At 72.7% G+C, this 18,175-nt stretch carries 16 protein-coding genes and 1 tRNA gene; 6 read left to right on the forward strand and 11 right to left on the reverse strand.

Annotated elements, in window-relative coordinates; all coding sequences use genetic code 11:
* Nucleotides 1-6 precede the first annotated feature (6 nt).
* From AC5R91_RS10910 to AC5R91_RS10925, 4 genes are all read right to left on the reverse strand, one after another.
* A complete protein-coding gene (locus tag AC5R91_RS10910; protein WP_495397027.1) occupies nucleotides 7-360 on the reverse strand; it encodes a hypothetical protein in 354 nt (117 codons plus the stop codon).
* Between the two features lie 6 nt (nucleotides 361-366).
* Nucleotides 367-681, reverse strand: coding sequence for a hypothetical protein (locus tag AC5R91_RS10915; RefSeq protein ID WP_495397028.1), 315 nt, complete (start codon nucleotides 679-681; stop codon nucleotides 367-369).
* 380 nt (nucleotides 682-1,061) lie between these two features.
* Complete coding sequence (locus AC5R91_RS10920) at nucleotides 1,062-1,466, reverse strand: hypothetical protein (protein WP_495397029.1); 405 nt, start codon at nucleotides 1,464-1,466, stop codon at nucleotides 1,062-1,064.
* A gap of 200 nt (nucleotides 1,467-1,666) precedes the next feature.
* A complete protein-coding gene (locus tag AC5R91_RS10925) occupies nucleotides 1,667-2,044 on the reverse strand; it encodes a hypothetical protein (protein ID WP_495397030.1) in 378 nt (125 codons plus the stop codon).
* 405 nt (nucleotides 2,045-2,449) lie between these two features.
* Between AC5R91_RS10925 and AC5R91_RS10930 the strand changes: the two genes are divergently transcribed.
* Both AC5R91_RS10930 and AC5R91_RS10935 read left to right on the forward strand, forming a co-directional pair.
* On the forward strand, nucleotides 2,450-2,899 hold the full coding sequence (locus AC5R91_RS10930; RefSeq protein WP_495397941.1) for a MarR family winged helix-turn-helix transcriptional regulator: 450 nt from the start codon (nucleotides 2,450-2,452) through the stop codon (nucleotides 2,897-2,899).
* Nucleotides 2,900-2,980: 81 nt separating this feature from the next.
* Nucleotides 2,981-3,640, forward strand: coding sequence for a tetratricopeptide repeat protein (locus tag AC5R91_RS10935; protein WP_495397031.1), 660 nt, complete (start codon nucleotides 2,981-2,983; stop codon nucleotides 3,638-3,640).
* A gap of 538 nt (nucleotides 3,641-4,178) precedes the next feature.
* Here the strand turns inward: AC5R91_RS10935 and AC5R91_RS10940 are convergent.
* From AC5R91_RS10940 to nadD, 4 genes are all read right to left on the reverse strand, one after another.
* A tRNA-Ala gene (locus AC5R91_RS10940) sits at nucleotides 4,179-4,252 on the reverse strand.
* Between the two features lie 79 nt (nucleotides 4,253-4,331).
* Nucleotides 4,332-5,033, reverse strand: coding sequence for a histidine phosphatase family protein (locus tag AC5R91_RS10945; RefSeq protein ID WP_495397032.1), 702 nt, complete (start codon nucleotides 5,031-5,033; stop codon nucleotides 4,332-4,334).
* The gene (gene rsfS, locus AC5R91_RS10950) at nucleotides 5,030-5,479 is read right to left on the reverse strand and encodes a ribosome silencing factor (protein ID WP_495397033.1); all 450 of its coding nucleotides are present in this window, start codon (nucleotides 5,477-5,479) and stop codon (nucleotides 5,030-5,032) included. Before rsfS ends, AC5R91_RS10945 begins: the two co-directional genes overlap by 4 nt.
* A 196-nt stretch (nucleotides 5,480-5,675) precedes the next feature.
* On the reverse strand, nucleotides 5,676-6,248 hold the full coding sequence (gene nadD, locus AC5R91_RS10955; RefSeq protein WP_495397942.1) for a nicotinate-nucleotide adenylyltransferase: 573 nt from the start codon (nucleotides 6,246-6,248) through the stop codon (nucleotides 5,676-5,678).
* Between the two features lie 314 nt (nucleotides 6,249-6,562).
* Between nadD and pgm the strand changes: the two genes are divergently transcribed.
* Entirely contained in the window at nucleotides 6,563-8,230 is a 1,668-nt protein-coding gene (gene pgm / locus AC5R91_RS10960) for a phosphoglucomutase (alpha-D-glucose-1,6-bisphosphate-dependent) (RefSeq protein ID WP_495397034.1), read from the forward strand.
* Nucleotides 8,231-8,356: 126 nt separating this feature from the next.
* Nucleotides 8,357-9,682: an acyltransferase family protein gene (locus tag AC5R91_RS10965; protein ID WP_495397035.1), complete on the forward strand. Its 1,326-nt coding sequence runs from the start codon at nucleotides 8,357-8,359 to the stop codon at nucleotides 9,680-9,682.
* A gap of 44 nt (nucleotides 9,683-9,726) precedes the next feature.
* Here AC5R91_RS10965 and AC5R91_RS10970 read toward each other — a convergent pair whose 3' ends face one another.
* The 3 genes from AC5R91_RS10970 to AC5R91_RS10980 all read right to left on the reverse strand — a co-directional run bounded on the left by AC5R91_RS10970 (nucleotide 9,727) and on the right by AC5R91_RS10980 (nucleotide 13,563).
* Complete coding sequence (locus AC5R91_RS10970) at nucleotides 9,727-11,157, reverse strand: vWA domain-containing protein (RefSeq protein ID WP_495397036.1); 1,431 nt, start codon at nucleotides 11,155-11,157, stop codon at nucleotides 9,727-9,729.
* Between the two features lie 95 nt (nucleotides 11,158-11,252).
* Entirely contained in the window at nucleotides 11,253-12,140 is an 888-nt protein-coding gene (locus AC5R91_RS10975) for an AAA family ATPase (protein WP_495397037.1), read from the reverse strand.
* A gap of 163 nt (nucleotides 12,141-12,303) precedes the next feature.
* On the reverse strand, nucleotides 12,304-13,563 hold the full coding sequence (locus AC5R91_RS10980; protein ID WP_495397038.1) for a glutamate-5-semialdehyde dehydrogenase: 1,260 nt from the start codon (nucleotides 13,561-13,563) through the stop codon (nucleotides 12,304-12,306).
* Between the two features lie 193 nt (nucleotides 13,564-13,756).
* Here AC5R91_RS10980 and AC5R91_RS10985 point away from each other — a divergent pair, with 193 nt between their 5' ends.
* Both AC5R91_RS10985 and AC5R91_RS10990 read left to right on the forward strand, forming a co-directional pair.
* Entirely contained in the window at nucleotides 13,757-14,992 is a 1,236-nt protein-coding gene (locus AC5R91_RS10985) for an exonuclease SbcCD subunit D (protein ID WP_495397039.1), read from the forward strand.
* Nucleotides 14,992-18,129: an AAA family ATPase gene (locus AC5R91_RS10990; protein WP_495397040.1), complete on the forward strand. Its 3,138-nt coding sequence runs from the start codon at nucleotides 14,992-14,994 to the stop codon at nucleotides 18,127-18,129. Before AC5R91_RS10985 ends, AC5R91_RS10990 begins: the two co-directional genes overlap by 1 nt.
* Nucleotides 18,130-18,175: the final 46 nt, after the last annotated feature.

Below are 18,175 nucleotides of genomic sequence, written 5' to 3' on the forward strand. Positions count from 1 at the left end.
CGCCGCTCATCCGGCGGCGTGCCGCCCGGCGGCCCACCCCCGCACGGTCGCCGCCCCGACGCTGACCATCGCGAGCAGCGCCGGATGGCCGCAGCGCCACCGGCAGTCCTCCCCCACGCTCACCGCCTGCACCCAGCCGACCAGCACCGCGGCCACCACCGTGAACCCGGCCAGGCGGGCGGCCGCCCGCCAGGGCAGCATCGGCCCGACCAGCACCGCGGGCAGCGCGATCGGGGCGAGGGTCCCCCAGCCCTCACCGAACTGCGCGGCGAGCAGGGCGACGACGGTGGCCGATCCCAGGGCGCCGCGCAGCAGGATCAGCACCGTCCTCGGCGGCGGCCCGCCTGACGCGCTAGCCACTGCCGGTCACCGGCCACGCCCTCCCGACACCGCCGGCGGCGCGGGCGTCTCATGCGCCACCCCGTCGGGGGCAACAGCCTCGGCCCGCTGCCGCGCGGCCCCATCCCGCACGGCCCACTCGGGAGCGGCCGCGGGCGCCGTCCCCTCCCGGTAGCTCTGGCCGTCGAGTCCATACCGGACGGGGCGGGACAGCGCCTGCGCCCCGAAGCGGTGTCGATCCCGGACCTGGTCACGCCAGATCACCAGGGCGGGCAGGAGAAACATCGCGGCCAACAGCGCGACGGCGAGAAGTATGCGATCCCATTCGAACCCGGAATCCACGGGTCGCCCCTTCGGTCGATGATCGTCTTACGACGGGCAGTCTCCGAAAGCCCGAACTCCGAGGCAGCTCGTCTGCCGCCACCGCACGTCACCGGCGCCGCATCCAGCGGCCAGATGTCCTGGAACGGGGATGCGGACCACAAGCACGGACCGGCGGTGCGACCGAGCGCACGTGACAGGGCAGGCGCCGGCGACAGCGTTCCGCACCGGCCGAACCGGCCGAACCGGCCGATCCCGGCACGAACCGATCCCGGCACGAACCTCGCGGCATCAGCCGCGCGAGCGCCGGACAGCCGCGGCACAGGCGTCGTCACGACGCCGGACAGCCGCGCTACAGGCCACGCGATCGCCGCGCGGCGAACCCACGGGCCTTGCGGATGTCAGGCGGTCCCGGAGCCTGCCCACCTCGGAAGTGGGCGGGAGGGCCGCGGCGGGCCGCGGGCGGCCTGGTGTTCGGCGGGGCCGTCGCAACGGCGGCCGCGGTGCGCCATGCCTCGCCAGCGGCCGAACCGGGGAAGGGCGAGGGCCACGGCGGCCGCGGCGAGGACGAAGGTGGTGGGATGGCCCGGCGACCAGGGCCCTGTCACCAGGATGCGCACATCCTGGCGGGGGGTCGTGGTCTCCTCGGGACCGGCCGGGACGGCAATCGCCGTGACCGCCGGCAGCACCCGTTCGGCCGCCTGCAGGCGCGCCGGCCGTCCGCCGACGCCGCTGGCGGCGATGAGGCCGAGCAGCAGCAAGGCCACCCAGGCGACGCGCAGGCGCCGGTGCTGGAGGGTGGCCATGCGGACAGGCTAGTCCAGCGGGAATGCCTGGCCGACCGGATCGCGGGGCCAGCCAGCCGAGCATGCCCCATCGGCGTGGGCGGTTGCGATCGGGTGCGGGCGGGCAGACGTAGGGATCAGTAGGTGCTGGAGGTTGATGACGGATCACGCGGCGGCAACCGGCATCACCCTCAAGCAACTCCTTGTGTTGATACGGGCACCTAGGGATACCGACGGTCGGGCAAGTCGCGTCGCGCACCGTCGGACGCGCTCGTCGGGGTCGTCAGCCGGACGGTGCGGATTACGTGTCCGTCGTAGCTGAGGTGGATGCTGCGTAGGTCGGCCCAGACGGTGACGGTGCGCCCGGCCATGCTGTGGTGCAGCGAGACGTACTGGCGTTCCGAACGGATCGTGATGTTGCCCGCGGGAGGAATCCGGACCTCGAACTCGACGGCGGCGCCGTCGCTGATCGGACCGGGCGGCGGTTCGATCACCCCGATCACCAGCGAGGACGGTGCGGGCTCCGGCTCCTGGGCGGACGTGGCGGTGTCGAGGCGGGTTGGCCCGTTGGGGCGGAACAGGCTCGCGGGGACCGCCATGTCCAGCGCCTGGTGCGGTCGCCGCTGGTTGGCCGCTTTACCGACCGCAGAAGCTCGGATATCGGCTCTGAACTGCGACAATGCATCGACTACACGTCCGTGACGACGAGTTGGGCTCGTTGCTGTCGCTCGTCAGGGTGGTCTGCTGGAACGGCCCGTCCATTGGGACGTGGACGGGCCGTGGGTGGGCCAGAGCGTGCTGCTGAACCCGGCGGACGATTCACCCGAACCGCGGTTGGGCAAGCCAGGTCGATGTTCCGGGGCCGTTGGTTTGTGAGGTCGGTTGCCCGAGAGCGTGTCCGGGCAGCATCCCTTGTCACAGAGGCTCCTTGACCTCAAGTCCACTTGAGATTTTACCGTGCTCTCGTCCGTTCGGTCTGCCAGGAGGAGCGCGTCGACGTGATCATGAAGGAGTACTCCCAGGAGGAGCTTGCCTCCCAGCCCGTTGGCTACTGGAGTGGCGAGGCATACCGCAGAGTAGTTGGACGCATCCGCGCGGAGCTGGCCGTGGAAGATCTCACCCAGCCGCATTGGTGGACGCTCAACCATGTCGCTGGTGCACCCGGCACGTGGAGCCGCGCGAAGCTCGCTGAACGGCTGGTCTCTTTCGACGACCTCGGGATCGATTTCGACGGTGTCTTCGACGACCTGGTCGCCCGCGGATGGATGAAGGAAGACGCTCGGATTCTGACGCTGACCGAGGCCGGGGAGGCCGGGCGGCTCCGTGCAGGGGATCGCAACGCACGCGCTCACGAACAGATGCATGAAGGCATCGAAACGGCCGAGTACGTGGCGGCGCTCAACGTTCTGCGGCGTATGATCGCCAACCTGGGCGGTAACAGCGACCTTCCCTGAGGTCAGGTCGCCCGGAGAAATCTCACCTCCCGGCGGCCCGACCTCAGTCCCGCTGCCGGCGACGCGGACGCAGCCGTACGATTGGCGGAGCTTCTCATCGAGGCAAACCGCACCGGCGAAGCAATCACCATCCTGGAGTCACGCGCGCTGTCGAAGAACCTCCTCGCCAAGATGCGGTTGGCGGATTTGCTCGCCGAGCAGGGGCAGGTAGACCGGCTCCGGGCGCTCGCCCACAGCGGGGAGCCTTTCGCGGCCTTTCGCTTGGCCGCGCTGCTCGTCGAGCGAGGCCACCTCGACGAGCTGCAGTTCCGGGCAAAATCCGGAGACGTACAGGCGGCGGTGCTACTGGCCGAACTTTTCGCTGCCAGCGGCCGGTTTGACCAGGCGATCGCTCTTTTACAGCGACGCTTCGGCCGTCGAAACAGTTTCAAGGCGATGCGCACAGAGATCTACGCGTCCGGACGACTAGCTGAATTACTAGCCGAGCACGGTCAGGTCGAGATCCTGCGATCGCGCGCCGCGGCGGGCGACAATCTTTCGGCGAGGCAGTTGGCCCGGTCACTCTCCGCCGGCGGTCGCGCCCATGAGGCAATTACGTTACTGCAGGCCCGCGCTGCCGCTAGCCCGACCATACAGCCGCCAGAAGATCTGGCCGATCTTCTCGCCCAGCATGGCCGTGCCGCGGAAGCAGCCGTTCTACGCGAGGCGCTGGCCGATGCTGGTACTTTCGAGATTCTCTGAGGATCTCTAGTTCGAACCGGGTCAAATATATTGGCCATAGCGAATTTTTGGAAACACCGGACTCCAGCCGCGTCCGCAAGCGCTTCCTGGGTCAGGCCACGTCGCTGACGCAGGTTCTGGAGGTGGGTGCCCGGTGCCGACTCATCTACCATCGCGACCTCTTCTCGCCCCACGTGCGGAAGTCACCCTCAGGATACGGCGACGCCGGGGTCAGACCGCCCCCCTGCCAGCAACCCGCCGACGCGAGGCAGTGCTCCCCACCCTCGTCAGGGCGGGCGGCTTCAGCCGCCGATCACCAGGTCAAGATTGGGACGCGCTCGGGCTCGTGGTCTTGACTCCGATCCTGGTTGAGTCCCCCAATGGCCACAGCCATCTTCCCCAGCCCAAGCCCCACACCCGCCCCTGGCGCACCACTCTCCGTCACCCCCGACCACGGGCAAGTTCGTGGGGGGGTCGGGGGGGCTCGGCCCCCCCGGAAAAATAAAGAGACGCCCCGTTTCTCCCCCCAAAGGGAGAAAACAAGACGCCCAAAGTCTCGTGGAGCTGAGGGGATTCGAACCCCTGACCCTCACACTGCCAGTGTGATGCGCTACCAGACTGCGCCACAGCCCCAACTGCTGTTCATTTATATCAGACCGAGCGAACCTCGGTGTGTTGCCCCCCTGGCACCGATACCGCCGCGCCTGGTGGGCTACTTCGGCAAGTGTACAGGCTCCGTGTCGGACTCCGTCGGGGCCCCCTGGCTCGGCAGGAGGGACTCGGACAGACCCGATCCGGCGATGCCGACCTTACCAGTCAGCAGCGGACCCGCGTTGTGCTCGGCGAGCCGGTACCCGTCCTCGACAAGGCGGAGGACCGACCACCGGCAGTTCGCCAGCGGCCCGAAGTGCCACCACAGCTCCGGCGGCAGGCCGAGCACGTGGCCGATCAGCGAGCGCGCCGTGCCGCCGTGCAGCACGAACACGACGAGCCCGTCCGGCCCGGACGGCCGCCCTTCGGCGCGGATCTCGTCGAAGACCTCCCCGGCGCGCCGGGCGACCTCCCGGTAGGTCTCGCCGCCACCGCGGCGAACGTCGTCGCCGCGGCGCCAGGCCCGGTCCTCTTCGGGGAAGCGGTCGGCCGCCTCGGCGCCGGTCAGGCCGGACCACAGCCCGAGATCGATCTCGCGCAGCCGCGCGTCGGAGCGGAACGGCAGGTCGAGCCCGGCCGCGGTGTCCCGGCAGCGTTGCAGATCGGACGAGACGACCAGGTCCGGGCGCATCGCCCGGATGATCGGAGCCACGGCGGCGACCTGGGCCCGTCCGGTGGCGTCCAGGGGCGGGTCCGCGTGCCCCTGGAAGCGACCGACATCGTTCCAGGTGGTCCGACCGTGCCGCCAGAGCAGCAGCCTCACAGAGCGTTCGCCGAGCCGCCACCGAGCGGGCCGGCCGCCGGGGAGGACCCGGGCACCGAGGTTCCCGCACCGGCACCGACCCCGACGGTGGCGTCGGTGAACGGAATCACCGGGCAGTCCTTCCACAGCCGTTCCAGGGCGTAGAAGACGCGCTCCTCGTCCCGCTGGACGTGCACGACGACGTCGACGAAGTCGAGCAGGACCCAGTGGCCCTCCCGCTCTCCCTCGCGCCGGACGGGCTTGGCCCCGAGCCGGCGCAGCTTCTCCTCCACCTCGTCGACGATGCCCTTGACCTGCCGCTCGTTGCCTGCGGAGGCGATGACGAAGCAGTCGGTGATGGCCAGCCGCTCGCTCACGTCGAGGATGAGCAGGTCGTGGCCGAGCTTGTCGGCCGCCGCCTGCGCGGCGGCGAGGGCGAGTTCGACAGCTCGCGGGGAAGCGGTCACGCTGAGGGTCTCCAGGGTCGCGACGTTCGCGGGACGGCCACCACCGGTCGCCCCGCGCGCCGCCCGTGGTCGGGCGGCTGAGTCCAGCGTGACACATCCCCGCCCGGGCAGGGCACCCATCAGGCCGGCGACGGCCCGAAAACCGTGATATCGCCGCACCGGCCACGGTTCGGGCCGGTCCGATGGCGGGAGCGGATCAGGCCGTCGACTGGTAGAGGTGCCGCTTGGCGATGTAGCGCACCACGCCGTCCGGCGTGAGGTACCAGATCGGGGCGCCGCGTCCGACCCGCTGGCGGATGTCGGAGGACGAGATCGCCAGCGCCGGCACCTCCAGCAGGCTCACCGAGTTCGCCGGTAGCGCCGCGTCCAGGGCGAGCTGGTAGCCGGGGCGGCTGACGCCGACGAAGTGAGCCAGCTCGAACAGCTCGCGATGATCCCGCCAGGTGAAGATCTGGGCGAGCGCGTCGGCGCCGGTGATGAAGAACAGCTCGTCATCCGGCCGGGCTCCGCGCAGATCACGCAGGGTGTCGATGGTGTAGGTCGCCCCACCCCGGTCAATCTCGACCCGGCTGACGGTGAACTGCGGGTTCTCCGCGGTGGCGAGGAAGGTCATCAGGTAGCGGTCCTCCGGGTCCGAGACCACGCGGTGGACCTTCTGCCAGGGCTGACCGCTCGGCACGAACACGACCTCGTCGAGGTCGAACAGGGCGGCCACCTCGCTCGCGGCGACGAGGTGCCCGTTGTGGACGGGATCGAAGGTCCCACCCATCACACCGAGACGCACGACGGGACAGTAACGCTGCAGGACCGGCACGCGCCCGCGGCGCCCGGCCGGACGGGAGATGTCCCACAAAGCCTCCCACCAGCGACCCCGCACCCCATACCGCGCGCCGCCGGGCCGGATCACACCTCGACCCCACGCCGGCGGACCCCACGCCGGCGGACCTCACCCCGGCGACCTCACCCCGGCGACCGCCTGCCGGGGCCGCCGAGCCGGGACGAACCAGCCCCGCGGGGGAGGACCCGGCTAGGCTGACGGCAGGCCGCCGGCCACCCCCGTCCCACCGCGAGGAGGCGCCGCCCATGCCGATCAGCCCACGCGCGGGGCAGCCCGCCGCCCCCGAGGATCTCATCGACGTCGACGCCCTGCTCGCGGCGTATCAGGACGTCCATCCCGATCCCGCGGATCCCGCTCAGCGGGTGTCGTTCGGGACTTCCGGGCACCGCGGATCGGCGCTGCGCGGCTCCTTCAACGCCGACCACATCCTCGCCACCACCCAGGCGATCTGCGACTTCCGGACGGCGGCGGGCGTCGACGGCCCGCTGTTCCTGGGGATCGACACCCACGCCCTGTCCGCCCCGGCGCTGGCCAGCGCCCTGGAGGTGCTCGTCGCGAACGGCGTGGCGGTGCGCATCGCGCCGGACGGCGAGGCGACGCCGACCCCGGTGATCTCGCACGCCATCCTGGGGCACAACCGTGACCGTGGCGCCGCCGCGGCGGGCGCGACAGCCGTCCGTGGGCTCGCCGACGGGATCGTGGTGACGCCGTCGCACAACCCGCCTGCCGACGGCGGCTTCAAGTACAACCCGACCCACGGTGGACCGGCCGACACCGCCGCCACCAAGGTCATCCAGGACCGGGCGAACGCCCTGCTCGAAGCCGGTCTCGCCGGCGTCGCCCGGGTGCCCTACGCGCAGGCGCGGGCGGCCGCGGTGGTGCACGACTACGTCGGCGCGTACGTCGCCGACCTGGGCGACGTCGTCGACCTCGACGCGATCCGGGGGGCCGGCGTCCGCATCGGTGTCGATCCGCTCGGCGGTGCGAGCCTGGTCTACTGGCAGGCGATCGCCGAGCGGTACAAGCTCGACCTGGAGGTGGTCAACACCACCGTCGACCCGACCTTCTCGTTCATGACGACGGACTGGGACGGCAAGATCCGGATGGATCCGTCGTCGCCCTACGCGATGGCCTCCCTGCTACGCCTCGCCGGTTCCTTCGACGTGGCGGTGGCCAACGATGCCGACGCCGACCGGCACGGCATCGTCACCCCGGGCACCGGGCTGCTGAACCCGAACCATTACCTGTCCGCGGCGATCGCCTACCTGTTCGGCCACCGCGCCGACTGGCCCGCGGGCACGGCGATCGGCAAGACACTGGTGAGCTCGAGCATGATCGATCGGGTCGGTGCTGGCATCGGCCGCACCGTTGTCGAGGTACCGGTCGGCTTCAAGTGGTTCGTCGACGGCCTCACCGACGGCACCCTCGGATTCGGCGGGGAGGAGAGCGCGGGCGCGTCGTTCCTGCGCCGCGGCGGCGGGGTGTGGACGACGGACAAGGATGGCCTCATCGCCTGTCTGCTCGCCGCGGAGATGACGGCGGTCACCGGCCGGGACCCCGGGGTGCTGTACCGGGAGCTGACCGAACTGCACGGCGCGCCGGCGTACCGGCGGGTCGACGCGCCCGCCACGGCGGCGCAGAAGAAGATCCTGGCGGCCCTCACTCCGGCGAGCCTGGACGCGACCACGCTGGCCGGCTCCCCGGTGACCGCCGCGCTGTCGCAGGCGCCCGGCAACGGCGCGGCGATCGGCGGGGTGAAGGTCGTCACCGGCGACGCCTGGTTCGCGGCCCGCCCGTCCGGCACCGAGGACGTCTACAAGATCTACGCAGAGAGCTTCCGCGGGCCGGAGCACCTCGACGAGGTGATCGCCCAGGCACAGGTGATCGTGGACGCGGCCCTCGCCCGCGGCTGACCCCAGTCGACCCCCTCGACCTCGTCGGGTACCGATCGGGCGAAGGTGCCCGCGTCCCCCCTCGCCGGGCGACTACCGTGCAACGGTGCTCAGCGCACTCGCAGTGTGGATCTTTGGGGGGAAACCGTGACACCCACACCCGAGAACGCCGCGGCGGACAGCACGTCTGCGGCCCCGGGAAGCGCGGGGGCCGGTGCGTGCGCCGCCTTACCGCCCGCGCCGGCGAAACCGCATAATCCCGCCCTCGACGGGCTGCGGGCCATCGCCGTGCTGGCCGTCTTCGTCCATCACATGGGCCTGCTACCGGGCGGGTATCTGGGCGTCGACCTGTTCCTCGTTCTCAGCGGCTTCCTCATCACCGGCCTGCTCCTCGCCGAACGCGACCGCACCGGCCGGATCTCGCTGCGCGCCTTCTGGGGACGGCGCGCATTCCGGCTGCTTCCCGCCTTCTACGTCTTCGCCGTCGTCGGCGTGCCGCTGGTGCTGCTACTCAAGGACCACAGCGACCAGGTCCAGTTCCTCTGGAACGGCCTGGCCTCGGTGTTCTACGTGGCGAACATTCAGCGGACGTTCGACCCACCCGGCGGCGACTCGTGGTTCGGCCACACCTGGACGCTGTCCATGGAGGAGCAGTTCTACCTGCTCTGGCCGCTGGCGCTGGTGGTGATCTGCGGCCGTTCGCGGCTGCGGCGCCGGCTGCCGACCCTGCTGATCAGCGCGATCCTGGTCGTGGTGATCTGGCGGGAGATCCTCATCGTGGACGGTCAGGAGAACCTGCGGATCTACTTCGGGCCCGACGCTCGCGTCGACTCGCTGCTGGTCGGCTGCCTGCTCGGGGTGTGGCGGCATCAGGCTGTCGCGCCCCCGGCGCTGGGCTGGAGCGCCCGCGGCCCCCGCCAGGCGGCGGTCCTGCGTGACGTCGCCCGGCTGGGTCCGGCGGCGCTGATGGCCCTGGTCGCCCTGTTCGTGTTCGGCCCGGACCTGCACGGCCGGCCGAACTGGCTGGCCTACGGGGGCTACACGGTGGTCGCCGCGATCGCCGCCGTCGCCGTCCTCGCCGCGGACCAGCAGCATCCGGCCTGGCTCGCCCGTTTTCTCAGTACCCGGGTGATGAGCTGGATCGGCCGGATCTCCTACAGCTTCTACCTGTGGCACTTCCCGGTCACCGGGACGGCCCTGGACAAGCTGATGCCACGGGTCGGGCGGGTGCCCGCGGCGGGCGTGGCGCTCGTCATCAGCATGGGTCTGGCGAGCGCGTCGTACTACTTCGTCGAACGGCCGGTGCAGCGGCGCCGGCCCGCCTGGACGAACCCGGGAACGGGCCGCGTCCCGCGCCGACGCACCGAGGCGCTCGCCGGCACGGGCGTCTCGCCCGTCCCCGGCGCCGTCATGCCGGCGACCGCCATCCCCGCAAGCCCGGTCGGCAGCGTCGCGCCTGCCCCCGCCGACTGAGCGATCCGGTCCCGACCGGCGCCCGGCAACCCCAGGCGAGCGGGTCAGGAGGGCAGGAGGCGCTCGATGAAGACCTGGAGCTGGTCGATGTTGCGGCATTCGACCATCTCGTCGACCAGCTCGGCGTAGACGTCGGTCGCCGAGTCGCCGGAACCCCAGTAGGTGCGCGGCTCCGGGTTGAGCCAGTAGGAGTGCCGGGCCTGCGCGCACAGCCGCCGGAACACCGTCGCCGACGTCGGCCGGTAGTTGTTGCGCGCGTCGCCGAGAATGAGCAGCGACGTCTTCGGCCCCACCGCCTCCGGGTACTTCTCGGCGAAGACCTCGATGGCGTGGCCGTAGTCGCTGTGCCCGTCGAACCAGACGAGGTCGGCCTCACCGGAGATCCGCGCCATCATGTCGCCGAGGTCGAGGCCGCGCAGGTAGCGGGTCACCTCGTCCGTGGTGTCGATGAAGGCGAACGCGCGGACCTTCGCGAACTGCTCGCGCAGCGCGTGGGTCAGCATCAGGGTGAAGTGCGCGAACGACGACACCGAACCGGAGACGTCGCACAGCACGACGAGCTCGGGCTTGTGCGGCTTGTGCGGACGGTGCTTGGTGTCCACCGGCACGCCACCGGTGGCCAGCGACGCGCGGACGGTGCGCCGGAAGTCCAGCCGGCCGGTGCGGCCGAGGCGGCGCCGCGCGGTCAGCCGGGTCGCGAGGCGGCGGGCGAGCGGGTAGACCTGCCGGCGCAGCTCGACGAGGTCGCGCTGGGAGGCGCGCAGGAACTCGACCTGGTCGCTGAGCGGCTTGACCGCGCTGCGCTCGACGGCCTCGATGCCGCGTTCCTCGGCCATCCGGCGCCGCACCTCCGCGCCCACCAGCTCCTCGAACTCGCGGATCCGGTCGGTGATCGTCTGCCGGGCGGCCCGCTCGGCGAGGCCGCCACGTTCGGAGTCGCCCAGCAGCGCCGAGAGCAGGTCGGAGATGAGCGTCTCCGCGGACATGGCGCGCAGCACCCGGTACAGGAACCAGGACCGGCCGGCACTGCCCCGCGCCGATCCGAACGCGCTCACCGCCTGCCGGGCGAGCTGACGCAGTGCCTCGTCGTCGCCGTCACGCAGGGCGTCGAGCAGCTTGTCGCGCAGCGCCTGCCGCAGCGCCTCGAGCTCCTCCGGCGTCAGGTCGCCGGGATCCGGCTCGCCGTCGCCGGCCGCGCCGTCGCCCGTGGCCGTCGGGTCGTCGGCGAGGTCGTCCAGCGAGACACCGTCGCCGATGCGCGGCGGGAAGTACAGGTCGAACAGCGTGTCGAAGGCGGCCCGGTACACCGGCCGCTTGCACAGGGTCGCGGCGAACGACGCCCGCACGGCGTCGCGGTCGGCCCAGCCCAGGGCCCCGACGGCGCGGGCTGCGTCCACCGTCTCGGCGCTGCTGACCGGAACACCGGCCCGGCGTAGGGCGGCGGTGAACTCGACGGTGCGGTCCAGCAGGCTCATGCCGGCGCCCCCTTGTGGACGGGCGGCCGTGGCGATGGCCGCCGCGGTTGTGGTTCGGCGGTAGTCGGTTCGCGCAGGTCAGTTCTTCGCGCAGGTCAGTTCGCGGTGAGCTTGAGGTGGCCGATGGCGCGGGCCTGGTCGCTGGCGTGCTTGAGCACCACGCCGAGGGTGGAGGCGACGGCCGCCTCGTCGAAGGTGTCGAAACCGAGAGCGAGGATCGTCTGCGCCCAGTCGATGGTCTCGGCGATGGACGGCGCCTTCTTCAGCTCCATCGCGCGCAGCGCGCGCACGATCCGGACCAGCGACTCGGCGAGCTTCTCCGGCAGGTCCGGAACCCGGGAGAGCACGATCTCCTTCTCCCGCTCGGCCGAGGGATAGTCCAGGTTCAGGTAGAGGCAGCGCCGCTTGAGCGCCTCGGACAGCTCCCTGGTCGCGTTCGAGGTGAGGATGACGAACGGGCGCTGGGTCGCGCTGATCGTCCCGAGTTCGGGGATCGTCACCTGGAAGTCCGACAGCACCTCCAGCAGCAGGCCCTCCACCTCGACGTCGGCCTTGTCGGTCTCGTCGATGAGCAGCACCGTCGGCTCCTCGCGACGGATCGCCGTGAGCAGCGGCCGGGACAGCAGGAACTCCTCGCTGAAGATGTCGTCGTGGGCCTGCTGCCAGCCCTCCGTGCCGCCGTCACCGGAACCGGCCTGGATGCGCAGAAGCTGCTTCTTGTAGTTCCACTCGTACAACGCGCGGGCCTCGTCGAGGCCCTCGTAGCACTGCAGGCGGATCAGCTCGGCGCCGACGGAGGTGGCCAGGGCCTTGGCGAGCTCGGTCTTGCCGACCCCCGCCGGACCCTCCACGAGCAGCGGCTTACGCAGCCGGTCGGCGAGGAAGACCGTGGTGGCGATCGCCTCGTCCGCGAGGTATCCGGTCCCGCGGAGGCGTTCCCGCACGTCCGCGACGTCGGCGAAAGCGTGTTCCTGAAGCGACATGGCCACCTTCCGTCCCCGTGTCAAGCATCGCCACGTCCATAGTGCCAGGATGAAGCCCCAGACGGGCGACTACGCCCCGCCCGCGGCTTTGGTCCGGCCCTGACGGGCGAACGCCGTGCGTGCGTACCGGGACCGCGGCACCCCCGGCCGCCGCCGGGATCGGTCAGCTCACGAGGTGACCGTCGCCGACGCCGACCCACGTCGTCGAGGTCAGCTCGGGCAGGCCCATCGGCCCCCGCGCGTGCAGCTTCTGGGTGGAGATGCCGATCTCGGCGCCCATGCCGAACCGCTCCCCGTCGGTGAACCGGGTCGAGGCGTTCACCATCACCGCCGCCGAGTCGCAGCTCGTGATGAAGCGCCGGGAGGCGCCGAGCGAGCGGGTGACGATCGCCTCGGTGTGCCCGCTGCCCCAGCGGCGGATGTGCGCCACCGCGTCGTCGAGCGAGTCCACGACGCGCACGGCCATGTCGAGCGACAGGTACTCGGCGGCCCAGTCGTCCTCGGTGGCGGGCACGGCGCGCGGGTCCGCCGCGCACACGGCCTCGTCGCCGTGCACGGCGACACCCGCGTCGTGCAGCGCGGCCAGGACCCGCGGCAGGAACCGCTCCGCCACGGCGCGGTGCACCAGCAGCGTCTCCGCCGAGTTGCAGACCGAGACCCGGTGGGTCTTGGCGTTGACGGTGATCGCGAGCGCCTGGTCGAGATCGGCGTCGACGTCGACGTAGACGTGGCAGTTGCCGACCCCGGTCTCGATGACCGGCACGGTCGACTCCTCCACCACCGCCCGGATGAGCCCGGCCCCACCCCGGGGGATGAGCACGTCGACGAGCCCCCGCAGGCGCATCAGGTGCTTGACGGAGTCGTGGTCGAGGCCGGGGACGAGCTGAACCGCGTCGGCCGGCAGGCCGCCCGCCGCCGCGACGTCGCGCAGGACCTCCACCAGGGCGGTGTTGGATCGCACCGCGGAGGCGCTGCCGCGCAGCAGTACCGCGTTGCCGCTCTTGAGGCACAGCCCCGCGGCGTCCACGGTGACGTTCGGCCGCGCCTCGTAGATGATCCCCACGACGCCGAGCGGGACGCGGACCTGCCGCAGCTCCATGCCGTTGGGCAGCACCCGCCCGCGCACGACCTCGCCGACCGGGTCGTCCAGCGTGGCGACCTGACGCAGCCCGTCGGCCATGCCCGCCAGGCGGGCCTCGGTGAGGGTGAGCCGGTCGACCATGGCACCGGGCGTTCCCGCCGCCTGCGCCGCCGCGACATCCTCGGCGTTGGCGGCGAGGATCCCCGCGGACCGGGCGAGGAGCGCCTCGGCCATCGCGAGCAGCACCCGGTCCTTCTTCCCGCGGCTGACCGGGGCCAGCAGGGCCGCCGCCGCCTTCGCGCGTACTGCCACGTCTCGGACAGCCTCCGCAGAGGTGATCATTTTCGGATCCTCCGTAAGTGCGGGCGCCGCGGCGCAGCCCACTGTTCTGAGGCTACCGGCGCCGGGCGGCACTCGCGGCCGCCCGCGCCGACCGGGTGACGATTCGGGCGTTCTGGCTGCCCGACGGCCCGATGCCACGACCACGCCGGACCCCCGTGCCGATCGGCCGCGGGCGCCTGCCTACCGTGCTCGCATGCTCGCCCTGCACACCTCCGACTGGCATCTCGGCCGCGGCCTGCACGGCCATGACCTGTTGCCGGCCCAGGCCGCGTTCGTCGACCATCTCGTCGAGGTCGTTCGGGCGGAGTCCGTCGACGTGGTCCTCGTCGGCGGCGACGTGCATGACCGCGCCATCCCGCCGGTGCGCGCGCTGGAACTGTTCGACGAGGCGCTTTCGCGGCTGCGCGACGCGGGCACCCGGGTCGTGGCCATCAGCGGCAACCACGATGCCGCGCGCCGCCTGGGGGACAAGGCCGGCCTGCTCGACCCGCGGATCCGGATCAGGACGGACCCGGCCGCGGTGGGCGTCCCCGTCGTCGTCGAGGACGCCGCCGGCCCCGTGCGGATCTACGCGATCCCCTATCTGGAACCGGCGACCGCGAACGCGCTGCTGCCCGCGGCGCAGGCCGAGCCCCCCACCGGCGCGGACCCGGTCGGCCTGGACCCGGTCGGCCTGGACCCGGTCGGCCTGGACCTGACCGACGCGGCTGCCACGGCGGGGTACTCGCAGGCGGCGACGATGCGCCGCGCGATGCGTGCCGTGCGGGCCGACCTCGGTGGCCACCCGGGCGCCCGCAGCGTCGTCCTCGCGCATGCCTGGGTCACCGGTGGCGCGGGCAGCGACAGCGAACGCGACATCTCCGTCGGCGGGGTCGGCAACGTGCCGTCGAGCCTGTTCGACGGCATCACGTACACCGCGCTCGGTCATCTCCACCGTCCCCAGGCGATCACGCCCGCGGTGCGTTACAGCGGCTCGCCGCTGGCCTTCTCCTTCTCGGAGGCCGCCGACCGCAAGACCTCCCTGCTGGTGGACATCGGTCTCGACGGGGTCCGGGCGGTCCGGAGCGTGGAGGTGCCCACCGAACGGCGGATGGCGGTGCTGCGCGGCACCCTGCACGAGCTGCTGACCGCCGCGCCCTTCGCCGCCCACGAACGGGACTTCGTCTCGGCGGTGCTGACCGACCCGGTGCGGCCGGGTGACGCGATGGCGACGTTGCAACGACGCTTCCCCCACGCGCTGCGCCTCGCCCACGAACCACCGGCCGGCGCGGCCGACGAGCGCAGCTTCGGCGAACGGACCCGCGGCCGGAGCGACCTGGAGATCGCCACGGCGTTCGTGGCGCACGTGCGCAGCGATCCGTCGCCGCGGGAACAGACGCTGCTCACCGAGGCCCTCGACGCGGCCCGAATCGCCGAGGAGGCGGCCTGATGCGGCCCCACCGACTGCGGCTGGAGGCGTTCGGAGCCTTCCCGGGCCGGGTCGACGTCGACGTCGACCGGGTGAGCGGCGGCGGCCTGTTGCTGCTGTGCGGCGAGACCGGCGGGGGCAAGACGACGCTGCTCGACGCGATCGGCTTCGCGCTGTTCGGCGAGGTCCCCGGCATGCGCGGGAAGATCGCCGGTGGCCCGGACCTGCGGTCCCACCACGCCGACGCCTCGGTCCGACCGGAGGTGAGCCTGGAGTTCTCGGTCTCGGCCGGGCGCTTCCGGATCACCCGCAGCCCGGCGTGGGACCGGCCCAGGCGCGGCGGCGGCACCACCCGGGCCCATCCCACCGCCCGGCTGGACCGGCACACCGCCGACGGCTGGGACACCATCGCCACCCGGCCGCAGGACGTCGGGCACGAGATCGGCCTGCTGCTGGGGATGACCCACGACCAGTTCTTCCAGGTCATCATTCTGCCGCAGGGACGGTTCGCCGACTTCCTCCAGGCCGGGCACGACGAGCGGGAGAAGTTGCTCAAGACGCTGTTCCACGTCAGCCGCTTCGAGTTCACCGAGCAGTGGCTGCGCGACCGGGCCAAGAGCGGCCGGGACGGGCTGGCGGTCGCCACGGTCGAGCTCGGTCGGGTGGCCGCGCGGATCGCCCAGGTCGCCGGGGTGACCGAGCCCGCCGACCCGACGGACGATCCCGGCTGGGCCACCGAGCTGGCCCGCCGGGCGGACGCGTCGGCGGCCGAGGCCGAGGCGGCACACCAGGCCGCCGGGCAGGCCCGCACCGCCGCCGACGCCGCGCTCGCCGACGCCCGCGACCTCGTGCGCCGCGTCGACCGGCGCCGGGCGCTCACGGCGCGCCGCGACGAGCTGGACGATCGCCGAGTCGCCGTCGACCTGCTCGCCGCCGACGCCGATGCGGCTCGACGGGCCGCGGTCGTCACCCCCGCGCTGACCGAGCTGCGCCGGCGCACCGCCGCCGCCCAGCAGTCCCGCGTGGCGGCGGACGCGGCCTGGCAGCGCCTGGCCGGTCACCCTCCGGGTCTGCTCCGTGCCGACCCGGGCGAGGGCCCGAGCGAGCCCCCCTGCGTCGAGGAGCTCGCCGGACTCGTCCGGCTCGCCCACGTCGAGATCGGCCGGTTGGAGGGACTGGCGCGGACCCGGGCGGAGGCGGAGGACGACGACCGGACCGCGCAGGAGGCAGAGCTCGAGGCCGAGGAGCATCGACGCGACGCCGAGGCACTCGCCGGCCGGCTCGACGCGGAGCTGCCGGCGGTCCGGGCGGCAGCCGAGGCCCGGGTGACGACCGCACGCCGGGCCGGCGCCGCGCTGCCGGCTCTGACCGAACGGGCCCGGTGGACCCGGGAGCTGGCCGACGCCGTCGCCGAGCAGCACCGCGCCCGCCGGGATGCCGAGACCGCCCGGGATCGCGCCGCCGCGGCCCGAGCGCACGCCGGGGACGTACGCCGGCAGCGCTTCGACGCGATCACCGCGGAACTCGCCGCGGCACTCGTCGACGACACGCCCTGTCCGGTCTGCGGCGCGTTCGAACACCCCGATCCGGCCGAGGTCCGCGCCGATCATGTGAGCAAGGACGAGGAGACCGCTGCCGAGCAGGAGGCGGACCGGCTCACGGACGACGCGGCGGCCGCACTGCGCGCCGCCGACCGGTGGGAGACGCAGGTCCGCACGCTGCATGCCGAGCTGGCCCGCGAGCCGTCCGACCCCTCGAACCCGACCGCCCCGACAGGCCCGACCGCCCCGACAGGCCCGACTGGCCCGCCAGGCCCGCGCGAGGACGACCCGCCCCCGCCCGACCCGCTGGCCCAGGTGCGGCGCTTCGATCTCGTCGAGTTGCTCGACGACCGGGCGCCCGCGGCGGCGCGCCGGCTCGAGGAGCTCGTCGCCGGCGTGGACGACCTGGTGGCGGCCCGCACCCGGGCCGCCGCGGACCTGTCCCCCGCCGAGGCTGCCCTGCTCGCCGGGTACGAGGAGGAGAAGGACGCCGCCGCCCGCCTGGCCGCGGCGCAGTCCAGCGAGCAGGCCGCCCGGCTGCGCGCTTCGCAGATGCGCCGGCTGGCCGCGACGCGGCTCGCCGCGGTACCCGCCGACCTGCGCGACGCCGAGGCCCTGACGGCCCGGCTGGACGCGGTGACGGCGCTCGCCGCCGACCAGGAGGCCACGCACGAGGCGGAGCTGGCGGCCGAGCGGGCCCGCGCGGAGCACGTCCGGGCCGGCCTCACCGCACTCGATCTCGTCCGCCAGGCCGGGTTCACCGACCTGGACGACGCCGCCGCTGCCGTCCGCGAGGACGCCTGGCTCCGGACCGCCGAGCAGGAGGTCCAGGCGTACCGGGAGGAGACCGCCGCGGTCGCCGCGGCACTGGCCGGCGACGATCTCGCCGTCGACCCCGACACCACCGTGCCCCTCGCCGAGCACGAAGCGGCCGCCGAGGCGGCTCGGCAGGCGCACGAGTCGGCCGTCGCGTCGCTCGCGCGGGCGAGCGGGCGGGCCACCGAGCTCGCCGCCCTCCAGACCACCTTCGCCGCGGATCTCACCGCGCTGGGTCCCCTGCGCGCCGAGGCCGACGAGCTGCATCAGCTCGCCGAGCTCGCCGCGGGCCGCGGCGGCAACACCGAGGGAATGCCGCTGTCGAGCTTCGTGCTCGCGGCCCGGCTGGAGGAGGTGGCGGCCGCGGCGAGCCGGCGGTTCACCGTGATGAGCGCCGGGCGCTTCACCCTCGTCCACGACACCGAGGAGCGGCGAGACCGGCGCCGGCGGGCTGGGTTGGGCCTGCTCGTCGAGGACGCGTGGACGGGCCGCCGACGCAACACCAGGACACTGTCCGGCGGCGAGACATTCCAGGCAGCGCTGTCGCTGGCACTCGGGCTCGCCGACGTCGTGACCGCCGAGGCCGGCGGACGGCGGATGGACGCGCTGTTCATCGACGAGGGCTTCGGGACGCTGGATCCCGACAGCCTGGACGAGGTGATGACCGTCCTCGACGAGCTGCGCTCCGGCGGACGGCTCGTCGGGGTCGTCAGCCACGTCGCCGACCTGCGCCAGCGCATCCCGAACCAGATCCGGGTCGTCAAGGGCGCGAACGGCAGCCGGGTCGAGACCACTCCCTGACCCGCCCCGCCGCCCCGCCGGAGCGGCCCTGGCGGCGGCCGAAGCG

The sequence above is a fragment of the Frankia sp. BMG5.60 genome (genome assembly GCF_059428125.1).